The sequence below is a fragment of the Actinoplanes sp. NPDC049668 genome (assembly GCF_044465445.1).
Lineage (GTDB): Bacteria > Actinomycetota > Actinomycetes > Mycobacteriales > Micromonosporaceae > Actinoplanes.
Genome location: NZ_JBITLR010000008.1, coordinates 37,928 through 49,146, shown reverse-complemented (window position 1 = coordinate 49,146; position 11,219 = coordinate 37,928). Strand labels below are relative to the sequence as shown.

10 protein-coding genes are annotated in these 11,219 nt (G+C 71.3%); 8 read left to right on the top strand and 2 right to left on the bottom strand.

The features are described 5' to 3' along the window. Nucleotides 1-271: 271 nt before the first annotated feature. Nucleotides 272-2,425, bottom strand: a complete 2,154-nt coding sequence (locus tag ACIBSW_RS31140) for a transglycosylase domain-containing protein (protein ID WP_354719695.1) — start codon at nucleotides 2,423-2,425, stop codon at nucleotides 272-274. A 180-nt stretch (nucleotides 2,426-2,605) separates the two neighbouring features. Between ACIBSW_RS31140 and cobC the strand changes: the two genes are divergently transcribed. From cobC to ACIBSW_RS31120, 4 genes are read left to right on the top strand one after another with little or no spacing between them, the layout of a single operon-like run. Further along, nucleotides 2,606-3,646 carry an Rv2231c family pyridoxal phosphate-dependent protein CobC gene (gene cobC / locus ACIBSW_RS31135; RefSeq protein ID WP_354719776.1) on the top strand — a complete coding sequence of 347 codons (1,041 nt, stop codon included), beginning with the start codon at nucleotides 2,606-2,608 and terminating at the stop codon, nucleotides 3,644-3,646. Next, a complete protein-coding gene (gene cobT, locus ACIBSW_RS31130; protein ID WP_354719697.1) occupies nucleotides 3,643-4,695 on the top strand; it encodes a nicotinate-nucleotide--dimethylbenzimidazole phosphoribosyltransferase in 1,053 nt (350 codons plus the stop codon). The genes cobC and cobT overlap by 4 nt, the downstream gene beginning before the upstream one ends. Next, nucleotides 4,692-5,885: a uroporphyrinogen-III C-methyltransferase gene (cobA, locus tag ACIBSW_RS31125; protein WP_354719699.1), complete on the top strand. Its 1,194-nt coding sequence runs from the start codon at nucleotides 4,692-4,694 to the stop codon at nucleotides 5,883-5,885. The genes cobT and cobA overlap by 4 nt, the downstream gene beginning before the upstream one ends. Nucleotides 5,886-5,913: 28 nt before the next feature. Further along, nucleotides 5,914-6,288, top strand: coding sequence for a VOC family protein (locus ACIBSW_RS31120; protein ID WP_354719701.1), 375 nt, complete (start codon nucleotides 5,914-5,916; stop codon nucleotides 6,286-6,288). On the opposite strand, the gene ACIBSW_RS31115 is transcribed toward ACIBSW_RS31120, so the two are convergent. Then, a complete protein-coding gene (locus tag ACIBSW_RS31115) occupies nucleotides 6,285-7,703 on the bottom strand; it encodes a trehalose-6-phosphate synthase (RefSeq protein ID WP_354719703.1) in 1,419 nt (472 codons plus the stop codon). The genes ACIBSW_RS31120 and ACIBSW_RS31115 overlap by 4 nt on opposite strands. Before the next feature lie 216 nt (nucleotides 7,704-7,919). Here ACIBSW_RS31115 and ACIBSW_RS31110 point away from each other — a divergent pair, with 216 nt between their 5' ends. The 4 genes from ACIBSW_RS31110 (at nucleotide 7,920) to ACIBSW_RS31095 (ending at nucleotide 11,206) form a co-directional block, all read left to right on the top strand. Then, the gene (locus ACIBSW_RS31110; protein ID WP_354719705.1) at nucleotides 7,920-8,351 is read left to right on the top strand and encodes a hypothetical protein; all 432 of its coding nucleotides are present in this window, start codon (nucleotides 7,920-7,922) and stop codon (nucleotides 8,349-8,351) included. Nucleotides 8,352-8,470: 119 nt separating this feature from the next. Then, nucleotides 8,471-10,147, top strand: coding sequence for an energy-dependent translational throttle protein EttA (ettA, locus tag ACIBSW_RS31105; RefSeq protein WP_354719707.1), 1,677 nt, complete (start codon nucleotides 8,471-8,473; stop codon nucleotides 10,145-10,147). Further along, entirely contained in the window at nucleotides 10,140-10,544 is a 405-nt protein-coding gene (locus tag ACIBSW_RS31100) for a thioesterase family protein (RefSeq protein ID WP_354719709.1), read from the top strand. The genes ettA and ACIBSW_RS31100 overlap by 8 nt, the downstream gene beginning before the upstream one ends. 2 nt (nucleotides 10,545-10,546) lie before the next feature. Continuing rightward, a complete protein-coding gene (locus ACIBSW_RS31095; RefSeq protein WP_354719710.1) occupies nucleotides 10,547-11,206 on the top strand; it encodes a hypothetical protein in 660 nt (219 codons plus the stop codon). Nucleotides 11,207-11,219: the final 13 nt, after the last annotated feature.

Below are 11,219 nucleotides of genomic sequence, written 5' to 3'. Positions count from 1 at the left end.
GCCAGTGCTGGGCCGGTCTTGTTGGCGGGCCGCAGCTCGGTCTGGCGGCTGACCTTGTTGGCTGGTCGCGGACCCGCGCTGGTGGCTGACCTCGTCGACCCGCTGACGGCGACGCCCGGACCTGGTCGGTCGGGACCAATGCCGGGGGCGGCCTCCTTGTAGGCCGCAGCATGGGCTGGCGGTTGGCCTCGTCGGTCGGCCGTGAACCCGCGCTGATGGACGACCTCGTCAGTCCACGGGACGGCAATGGCCGGGCCGGCCCGCGTGGTGGTTACCAGCCGCCGTGGACCAGGTCGTCCGGGGGCGGGGTGAACTTCAGCTTCGGCTTGCCCTTGAGGGCGTCCTTCAGGGTCTGCGCCACCGTGTACTTGGAGATCGTGCCCCGGCTGGTCCCCACCGTGTTATCCGGGTTGTCGGGATCCGCCACGAAGGCCGCCGCCGCCAGCTGCGGCGTGAACCCGCAGAACCAGGCGCTCCGGTTGCTGTCCGTGGTCCCGCTCTTGCCCGCCACCGGCCGGTTCATCACCGAGTGCACCATCGGCGACGTCTCCCAGCCCCCGCACCCGCCCTTGGCCGCGCCGTAGCCGGTAACGCACCGGGCCGCGTCCGTGGCGGCCTGCGCTACCTCGGCACGCAGCGCCTGGTGGCAGCGCGGCCCGGCGACCTTCTTCCCCCGGTACTCGAGCGAGGTGCCATCCCGGGTGTTGATCATGCGGACGGGCAGCGGTTCGCAGTACTTGCCCTCGGCGGCGACGGTCGCGAAGACGTTCGCCATCTCGACCGGGGTCACGTCGCTGACGCCGAGTGTGAACGCGCCCCAGCCGTCGGCGTGGTCCGGGCCGGCCAGGGTCCGGTCGATCTCGGTGCGCCACTTCAGGCCGAGCCGTTCCGCCATCTGGACCGCCTTCTCGGCGCCGACCTTCTCCTCGAGTTGCACGAAGTACGTGTTCACCGACTTGCCGAAGCCGCTCCACATGGTCTGTCGCCCGGTCATCGACTTGCTGGCGTTCTTGGGGCACCAGTGCACCCCGCAGGTCGCCGGGCCGGGCGCGGTGATGTATTTGGACACGTAGCGTTTCGGGGCGTTGAAGGACGTGGACAGTGGCATGCCCGCGTCCAGGGCCGCCAGCAACGTGAAGATCTTGAAGGTCGAGCCGGCCTGATAGCCGGCCATGTCGCCGCCGCCGAGCAGGGGGTTGACCGTGTTCGGGTAGTTGCCCTTGGCCTCGTCGCGCTTGCGGCGGTCGCTGTGCTTGCCGTTCTTCTTCTGGCTCAGCGCGTACTTGCGGTTCACCGCCATCGCCTTGATCCGGCCGGTGCCGGGCTCGATGACGACCTCGCCGTGCGCGTAGACGCTGCGCTTCTTCTCCTTGTCGAGGATGTGTTTCATGGCCGACTTCTGGATCTTCGGGTCGAGCGTGGTGACGACCTTGTAGCCGCCGCGGCGCAGGTTCTCCAGGCGCTCGCGCGGCGTCTTGCCGAACGCCGGCTGCTCCATCCACCAGTTGCGCAGGTAGTCGCAGAAGAAGCCCCAGTGGTTGCGCTTCTTCGGCACCGAGACGCAGTCGTTCGGCGGGGTGGTCAGCTTCAGCTGGATCGGGGTCCGCTTGGCCGTCGCCGCCTGGGCCGCGGTGATCGAGCCGATCTTGACCATCTGGTCGATGACGTAGTTGCGCCGCTCGGTGGCGGCGGTCTGGTCGTTGGTCGCCGGGTCGTACGCGGACGGCGCCTTGACCAGCCCGGCGAGCAGGGCCGCCTCGGTCAGGGTCAGGTCCTTCGGCTTCTTGGAGAAGAAGACCTCGGCGGCGGCGAAGATCCCGTACGCGCGGTGCCCGAAGTACGCCGAGTTCAGGTACTTCTCCAGGATCTCGGCCTTGGAGATCCGCTTCTCCAGTTCGAGCGCGAGCCGCATCTCCCGCAGCTTGCGCGCGGTGGTCTGCTCGGTCGCCTTGAGCGCCTGCATCGGGGTCTTGGCGCCGTCGCGCAGCGCCATCCGGACGTACTGCATGGTCAGCGTCGAGGCGCCCTGCGAGACGCCGCCGGCCTGCTGGTTCGCGATGAAGGCCCGGGCGACGCCCTTGGCGTCGACTCCGTTGTGCTCGTAGAAGCGGCTGTCCTCGGACGCCACGATCGCCTTGGTGATGAACGGCGACATCTCGCCGATGTCGACGGGACGGCGGTGTTCCTCGTAGAACGTGGTCAGCAGGGTCCGGCCGTCGTTGGCGTACACGTAGGTGGTCTGTGCCGAGGGGACCTCGATGAGCTCCTCCGGCATGCGCTGCAGCGCGGTGGCGCCGTCCTTGGCGGCGGCGCCGGCGAGCGCGATCAGCGGGAAGATCAGGGCGGCGATCGCGACCCCCGCGATGAGCCCGGCCCGGACGAGCGGGGCGATCCGTCCGGCTTTGGCGAGTCGGCTCTTCGTCACTTCTCGAAGGTATGACAAAACAGCTCATGTCCTGACGGAACGGCCGAAGTATTCCGGCGGATCACATCCGGCATGCTGGGTCGTGTGACCCCTTCCGTGGATCTTCATCCTCATGGTGACGACGCCGGCGGGACGGCCGTCCCCGGTTCGGGGTACGCGGCCGGAGCCGGCGACTGTGATCTGCATCATCACGGCGACGCCGAGGTCGCGCCGGGGCTGGTCGACCTCGCGGTCAACGTGCGCCGCCAGCCGATGCCGCCCTGGCTGTCCGGGCCGATCCACGCGGCGCTGGCGGACCTGGCCGCGTACCCGGATCACTCCGCGGCCACCGCGGCCGTCGCGGCGCGGCACGGCCGCGCGCCGGGCGAGGTCCTGCTCACCGCCGGCGCGGCGCAGGCGTTCGTGCTGATCGCGCAGGCGCTGCGCGACGCGCGCCGGCCGGTCGTGGTGCATCCGCAGTTCACCGAGCCGGAGGCGGCGCTGCGCAACGCCGGGCACGCCGTCGGGCGGGTGCTGCTGCGCGAGGCCGACGGCTTCCGGCTCGACCCGGACCTGGTGCCGCCGGACGCCGACCTGGTCTTCGTCGGCAACCCGACCAACCCGACGTCGGTGCTGCACCCGGCCGCCGACGTCGCCGCGCTGGCCCGGCCGGGCCGGGTGCTGGTGGTGGACGAGGCGTTCGCCGACACGACGTTCCGGCCGGGGACGCCCGGTGAACCCGAGTCGCTCGCCGGCCGCCGCGACGTTCCCGGCCTGATCGTGCTGCGCAGCCTCACCAAGACCTGGGGCCTGGCCGGGCTGCGGATCGGCTACGCGCTCGGCCCGGCCGGCCTGCTGGCCCGGCTCGCCGCCGCGCAGCCGCTCTGGGCGGTCTCGACGCCGGCGCTCGCGGCGGCCGCCGCCTGCGCGGGGCCGGTCGCGGTGGCCGCGGAGCGGGAGATCGCCGCGGAACTCGCCCGGGAACGAGACCATCTGGTCGCTCGCCTCGCCGACGTGCCGGAAGTCACTGTCGCGGGCACGCCGGCCTCCGCGTTCGTCGCGCTGCGCCTCGCGGGTGCCGCAGAGATCCGCCTTGAACTGCGCAAACGCGGGTACGCGGTGCGGCGCGGCGACACGTTCCCGGGGCTGGGCGCCGATTGGCTGCGGATTGCGGTGCGCGACACTGCCACCACCGACGCGTTCGTCGCGACACTGGTTGAAGTGCTGAAGGAGCGACCGTGACCCTGGAGACGACCCTCGCCGCGATCACACCCGCCGACGAGCAGGCCATGTCGGCGGCCCGCGACCTGCAGGCCCGGCTGACCAAGCCGGCGGGCTCGCTGGGCGAGCTCGAGGAGCTGTCGGTCCGCCTGGCCGGGCTCTCCGGTGCCTGCCCGCCCCCGCTGCCGGAGCCGGGCGCGATCGCCGTCTTCGCCGGTGACCACGGCGTGCACGCCCAAGGCGTAACCCCGTGGCCGCAGGAGGTCACCGCGCAGATGGTGGCCAACTTCGTGGCCGGCGGCGCGGTGATCAACGCGTTCGCCCGCCAGGTCGGCGCCTCGCTGATGGTGGTCGACGTCGGCGTCGCGATCCCGCTGCACGGCGGGGAGAACCTGCTCGACGCGAACATCCGGCGCGGCACCCGGGACCTCAGCGTCGAGCCGGCGATGACCACCGACGAGGCCCGCGCGGCGCTCGAGGTGGGCATCTCGGTGGCCGGCGCGCTGATCGACGGCGGCGCGCGGTGCCTGCTCACCGGCGACATGGGCATCGCGAACACCACCCCGGCGGCGGCCCTGATCGCCGCGTTCACCGGCGCGGACCCGGCCGCGGTCACCGGCCGCGGCACCGGCATCGACGACGAGACGCACGCCCGCAAGATCGCCGTGATCGCGGCCGCCCTCGAGCGGCACGCGCCCGACCCGGCCGAGCCGCTCGCCGCGCTGGCCGCCGTCGGCGGCCTCGAGCACGCCGCGCTCGCCGGCTTCATCCTCGGCGCCGCCGCGCGCCGGGTTCCGGTCATCGTCGACGGCGTGATCGCCGGCTCCGCCGCGGTGGTGGCCGCCGCGTTCGCCCCGGCCGCGGTCGACGCGATGGTCGCCGGGCACCGCTCGGTCGAGCCCGGCGCGACGGTCGCCCTCGCCCACCTCGGCCTCACCCCGCTGCTCGACCTGGGCCTGCGGCTCGGCGAGGGTACCGGCGCGGCGCTCGCCCTGCCGGTCGTCGCCGGCGCGGTCCGGGTGCTGCACGAGGTGGCCACGTTCGACTCGGCGGGGGTCTCGGAGAAGTGAATCTCTACCCCTTGGCGCTGAAGCTGGATGGCCGCCGGGTGCTGGTCGTCGGCGGCGGCGCGGTGGCGACCCGGCGGATGCCGGCCCTGCTCGCGGCCGGTGCCCGGGTCGACGTCGTCGCGCCCGCACTGACCCCCGCGCTGCGGGCGCACGCGGACGCCGGGCGGCTGACCTGGCACGAGCGGCGGTTCACCGCCTCCGACGTGGACGGTGCCTGGCTGGTCCAGGTGGCGGTCGACGACCCGGCCGCGGCGGCCGAGGTCAGCGCGGCGGCCGAGCGGCGCGGCGTCTTCTGCGTACGCGCGGACGACCGCGCCGCCGCGACGGCCTGGACCCCCGCGGTCACCCGGCACGACCAGGTCACGGTGGCGGTCACCGACGGCGGCGACCGCAAGCGCGCCCTGGCCGTACGCGATCAGATCGCCGCCGCGCTGGAGGCCACCCCGCCGCGCGAGCGGGAGTCGCTGAAGGGGCAGGTCGCGCTGGTCGGCAGCGGGCCGGGCGACCCGGAGCTGATCACCGTCAAGGGCCGGCGGCTGCTCGCCCGCGCCGACGTCGTGGTCGCCGACCGGCTCGCGCCGGGCATGCTGCTGGACGAGTTGCGCCCCGACGTCGAGCTGGTCGACGCGGCCAAGATCCCCTACGGCGCCTCGGTGGCGCAGGAGGAGATCAACCGCATCATCGTCGAGCGGGCCCTGGCCGGCGCGTTCGTCGTCCGGCTCAAGGGCGGCGACCCGTTCGTCTTCGGCCGCGGCGGCGAGGAGGTCGTCGCGTGCGCGAAGGCGGGCATACCGGTGACCGTCGTGCCGGGGGTGACCAGCTCGATCGCCGCACCGGCGCTGGCCGGCATCCCGGTGACCCATCGCGGGGTGGCGCACGAGTTCACGGTCGTCTCCGGGCACGTGCCGCCGGAGAGCCCGGAGTCGCTGGTCGACTGGGCCGCGCTGGCCCGGCTGCGCGGCACCCTGGTCGTACTGATGGGCCTGAAGAACCTGCCGCGGATCGCCGCCCGGCTCATCGCCGAGGGCCGGCCCGCCGATAGCCCGGCCGCGATCGTGCAGGAGGGCTCGACGGACTCCCAGCGGGTGCTGCGCAGCACCCTCGGCGAGGTGGCCGCGGCCGCCGCCGAGGCCGGCGTCCGGCCGCCCGCGGTCGTGGTGGTGGGTGACGTCGTCACCGTGCTGGGATAGTCGGGTGGCGGGTGGGTACTCCATCCACATGAGTGAGCGACCACACATGACCCTCGCCGGGGTCGTGCTCGACAGCCCGGACGCGCGGGAACTCGCGGCCTTCTATCAGCGGCTGCTGGGCTGGAACGTCGTGCAGGACGAGCCGGGGTGGGTGATGCTGGGCGCGCCCGACGGCTGCCCGGGCCTGTCGTTCCAGACCGACTCCGGTTACGTGCGGCCGGTCTGGCCCGCCGGCCCCGGCGACCCGCAGATGAGCGTCCACCTCGACATCCGGGTGCAGGATCTCGAGCACGCCGGTGGCCACGCGCAGAAGGCCGGCGCCGTCCTCGCCGACTACCAGCCGCAGGAGGACGTCCGGGTCTTTCTCGACCCGGACGGCCACCCCTTCTGCCTCTTCCTCTAGCCCGCCTCGGACTCCGGCTCCGGCTTCGACTCCGTCACGCCGAGCTCGTTGAGGAACGTGCGCGCCCACTCGGCGACGTCGTGGGTGCGCAGGTGACGCTGCATGACGCGCATCCGTCGCTTGAGCTCGGACGGTTCGGCGCCGGCGGCGCGCAGCAGCGCGTCCTTGACGCCGTCCGGGTCGTGCGGGTTGCAGAGGAACGCCTGCTTCAGCTCGGTCGCCGCGCCGGCGAACTCGCTGAGCACCAGCGCGCCGCCGCCGTTGGCCCGGCAGGCCACGTACTCCTTGGCGACCAGGTTCATGCCGTCGCGCAGCGGCGTCACCATCATGACGTCGGCGGCGAGGTAGAGCGCGGCCAGCTCGGTCCGGCTGTAGGACTGGTGCAGGTAGTGCACGGCCGGCATGCCGACCCGGCCGAACTCGCCGTTGATCCGGCCGACCTCGCGCTCCACCTTGACCCGTAGCGTCTGGTAGTGCTCGACGCGCTCCCGGCTCGGCGTCGCGACCTGCACCATCACGGCCTCCGGCACCTTCAGCTTGCCGTCGGCGAGCAGCTCCCGGAACGCTTTGAGACGCAGCTCGATGCCCTTGGTGTAGTCCAGCCGGTCGACGCCGAGGATGACCGTCTCCGGGTCGCCCAGCTCGGCGCGGATCTGCTTGGCGCGGGCCTGCACAGCCGGGTCGGCGGCCATCCGTTCCATGTCCGCGGTGTCGATGCTGATCGGGAACGCCCCGGCCTTGACCTTGCGGCCGTCGACCTGGATCGACTGCCCCTCGTAGCGGAGGCCGAGCAGGTGCCGGGCCAGCCGGACGAAGTTCTGCGCCGCCAGCCGCTGCTGGAAGCCGACCAGGTCCGCGCCCAGCAGCCCGCGCAGGATCTCGGCGCGGAACGGCATCTGCATGAAGAGCTCGATCGGCGGGAACGGGATGTGCAGGAAGAAGCCGATCCGCAGGTCGGGACGCATCTCGCGGAGCATCGCCGGCACCAGCTGCAGCTGGTAGTCCTGCACCCAGACCGTGGCGCCCTCGGCGGCCACGTCGGCGGCGGCCTGCGCGAAACGCTGATTGACGATCCGGTACGCCTCGCGCCAGCGACGCTTGTAGACCGGCGTCTCGACGGCATCGTGGTAGAGCGGCCAGATCGTCGCGTTCGACTGGCCCTCGTAGTAGCGCTCGAGCTCCTCGGCGCTCAGTGGCACCGGATGGATCCGGATGCCCTCGAGCTCGAACGGCTCGGGCGCCTCCCCGGCGCCGCCGGCCCAGCCGATCCACGTGCCGCGCTGCTCGGCGAGCACCGGATGCAGGGCGGTGACGAGGCCGCCCGGGCTAGGCCGCCACTGCCGCTCGCCGTCGACGATGACCTCGTCGACGGGCAGGCGGTTGGCGACAACAACAAAGGAACTTCGTTCGGCCACGCTGAGTGCACCTCCGGGTCGTTCTGGGTTCCCGCTATCGAGCCTACTGTGCGTAGCCGGTATGGGCCTTCCCAGCCACCTTCCGGCCGCGCGGCGACGCCTCTGGCCAGAGGGTGCCATCCTTGGCCGGTGAGCCTGTCCGATGATCTTCTACCGCCGCGTCGACCACTGTTCTTCCCTGTGGTCATCGCCACCGTATTTCTGAGCATCATCGGGATGTCGGCGGGTCTGGTCCTGGGCTCACACCACGGGACGCCGCCCGAGCGGGACGTCCCCGGCGGCAGCTCTGTACCTACCCAGCCGGTGATCACCTCCATCGCCTGCCCGCCTGAGATGCATGCCACTGCCCGCCGGCTCGGCTACGACGTGACCCTGGTCCAGGTCTTGAGGGTACGGGCGGAGAGCACCGGTACCACGGTGTGGATCTGCAGCGACGAGGCCGGACGCCTGTACTACCAGGGCAACCGCGGCGGGTACGAGACGTGGATCGAGGGTAAGACCGCCCTGTTCCTGACGGACGTCGTCAAGAAGGACGACGGCTACCACGCCGTCGCCGCCAACGGCACCACGTTCTTCGTCAATGAGCAGCGGCTGGAAATCGTGCGCAAGAAGGGCGAGCCGGAGGGCTGGGACGTCACGCCGGAGTGATTCCGCCGGGGAATCCTGGCGGTGTCGACGGGGTTGTTGTAGGTGGCCGGGGGCGACCTGGAAAGATTGACCTCTCGTCCGGCAACCCGGAAATCCCGATCACGGAGGTAGGCCGCACCGTGGCCCAGTTCATCTACGTACTGGAAAAGGCGCGCAAAGCGCACGGCGACAAGGTCGTGCTCGATGATGTGACGCTGAACTTCCTCCCCGGCGTCAAGATCGGTGTGGTCGGTCCCAACGGCGCCGGTAAGTCCAGCCTGTTGAAGATCATGGCCGGGCTGGACAACGTCAGCAACGGCGAGGCGCGGCTGATGCCGGGCTACACCGTCGGCATGCTGGCGCAGGAGCCCCCGCTCACCGAGACCAAGACCGTCCTCGGCAACATCGAGGAGGCCGTCGCGGAGACGAAGGCCAAGCTCGATCGGTTCAACAAGATCGCCGAGCAGATGGCCACCGACTACACCGACGAGCTGATGGAGGAGATGGGCAAGCTCCAGGAGGAGCTCGACCACGCCAACGCGTGGGACGTCGACTCCCAGCTCGAGCTCGCCATGGACGCCCTGCGGTGCCCGCCGCCGGACGCCGACGTCACCCAGCTGTCCGGCGGTGAGCGCCGCCGCGTCGCGCTGTGCAAGCTGCTCCTCGAGGCGCCCGACCTGCTGCTGCTCGACGAGCCGACCAACCACCTGGACGCCGAGAGCGTGCAGTGGCTGGAGCAGCACCTGGCCAAGTACGCCGGAACGGTCATCGCGATCACGCACGACCGGTACTTCCTCGACAACGTCGCGACCTGGATCCTCGAGCTCGACCGGGGCCGCGCGTACCCGTACGAGGGCAACTACTCGACCTACCTGGACAAGAAGGCCGCCCGCCTCCAGCTGCAGGGCCGCAAGGACCAGAAGCTGCAGAAGCGCCTCACCGACGAGCTCGAGTGGGTCCGGTCGAACGCGAAGGCCCGCCAGACCAAGTCCAAGGCGCGCCTCGAGCGCTACGAGGAGATGGCCAACGAGGCGGAGAAGACCCGCAAGCTGGACTTCGAGGAGATCCAGATCCCGCCGGGCCCGCGCCTGGGCAACACCGTTATCGAGTCGAAGGACCTGGTCAAGGGCTTCGACGACCGGGTGCTCATCGACAACCTGTCGTTCTCGCTGCCGCGCAACGGGATCGTCGGCATCATCGGCCCGAACGGCGTCGGCAAGACCACGCTGTTCAAGACCATCGTCGGGCTGGAGCAGCCGGACTCGGGCTCGGTGCGGGTCGGCGAGACGGTCAAGCTCTCGTACGTCGACCAGAACCGCTCCGGCCTCGACGGCACGAAGACGGTCTGGGAGGTCGTCTCGGACGGGCTCGACCACATGATGGTCGGCAAGGTCGAGATGCCGTCCCGGGCGTACGTCGCGGCGTTCGGCTTCAAGGGTCCGGACCAGCAGAAGCCGGTCAAGGTGCTCTCCGGTGGCGAGCGCAACCGGCTGAACCTCGCGATGACGCTGAAGATCGGCGGCAACGTGATCCTGCTCGACGAGCCGACCAACGACCTGGACGTGGAGACGCTCTCCAGCCTGGAGAACGCGCTGCTGGAGTTCCCCGGCTGCGCCGTGGTCATCTCCCACGACCGGATGTTCCTGGACCGGGTCGCCACCCACATGCTCGCGTGGGAGGGCACCGAGGAGGACCCGGACAACTGGTTCTGGTTCGAGGGCAACTACGACGCGTACGAGAAGAACAAGATCGACCGCCTGGGTGCCGACGCGGCCCGGCCGCACCGGGTCACCTATCGCAAGCTGACGCGTGACTAGGTTCGTCTACGACGTGGCCGTGCGCTGGTCCGACATGGACGCGTACGGCCACGTCAACAACTCGCGCTTTCTCACCCTCTACGAGGAGGCGCGGGTCGCCATGTTCTTCGTCGGCGCGCGGGCGCAGGGCCTCACGTCGTTCGAGGACGGCATCGTCATCTCCCGGCACGAGGTCGACTACCTGCGCCCGGTCGACTACGGCGACGCCGTGCGCATCGAGATGTGGGTCTCCCGGCTGCGGGCGGCCAGCTTCACCGTCTCCTACGAGCTCTTCGACGACGGCGTGCTCGCCAGCCGGGCCAGCTCGGTCTGCGTGCCGTACAACCTGGCCGAGCAGTTCCCGCGCCGCCTGAGCGGTCCGGAGCGCGACTTCCTCAAGCCGTACCTGGAGGCTTGACGATGACCGTTCACGGGATCACCGGCGTGGCGGACGCGGGCGCCTTCCTGGCCCGGCTGGTCCGGTTGGACCGGCAGGTGCTGGTGCGGCTGCGCTCGGCGGGTGACCGCACCGCGCTCTGGGCGCTGCTGCCGTGGGGCGTGCTGGTCACCCGCGAGGTGACCGGGCCCGGCCCGGGTGACGCGACGGTGTCGGCCGCCGAGCTGCTCGCGACGCTGGCGCGGGGCGGCCCGGAGCTGCCGTCGCGCCGTGACGCCGACTGGCGCTGGCCGTTGCCGCCCGCCCGGTCGACGGTCGTCGAGTCGGTGACGGCCGCGGAGCTGAGCCGGCTGGCGACGGCGGCGGCGGGAACGCTGCGCGAGGTCGCCGCGGGCGGCCTCGCGGGCCGGTCGGTCGGGCAGCGCGCGGTCCGCGACGCGTTGCTCGATCACGTCGCGCTGGTCGTCACGCCGGCCGCCGCCGGCCCGGTCGAGGTGTCGCAGCGGCTCGTTCAGGCGAGTTCGCGGATGGGTTTCCTCGGTCCGGCCGATGAGGACGGTCGATACGTCCGCGTGTGCGTGGCGGGACGCTGGGTGGGTCTTTCTGCACCATATGGAGTCGCATGGCTACAGCCGGTCAAAGAATTGACCGTTGTGCCTATAGGGGTTCACCCGAAAGGGTGATGAGGCATCGTTC

What these genes read in the sequence shown, in the direction of transcription:
- ACIBSW_RS31120 (WP_354719701.1), top strand. Translation starts at nt 5,914, where the DNA reads ATGAGTGAGCGACCACACATGACCCTCGCCGGGGTCGTGCTCGACAGC.
- ACIBSW_RS31110 (WP_354719705.1), top strand. Translation starts at nt 7,920, where the DNA reads ATGTCGGCGGGTCTGGTCCTGGGCTCACACCACGGGACGCCGCCCGAG.
- ACIBSW_RS31095 (WP_354719710.1), top strand. Translation starts at nt 10,547, where the DNA reads ATGACCGTTCACGGGATCACCGGCGTGGCGGACGCGGGCGCCTTCCTG.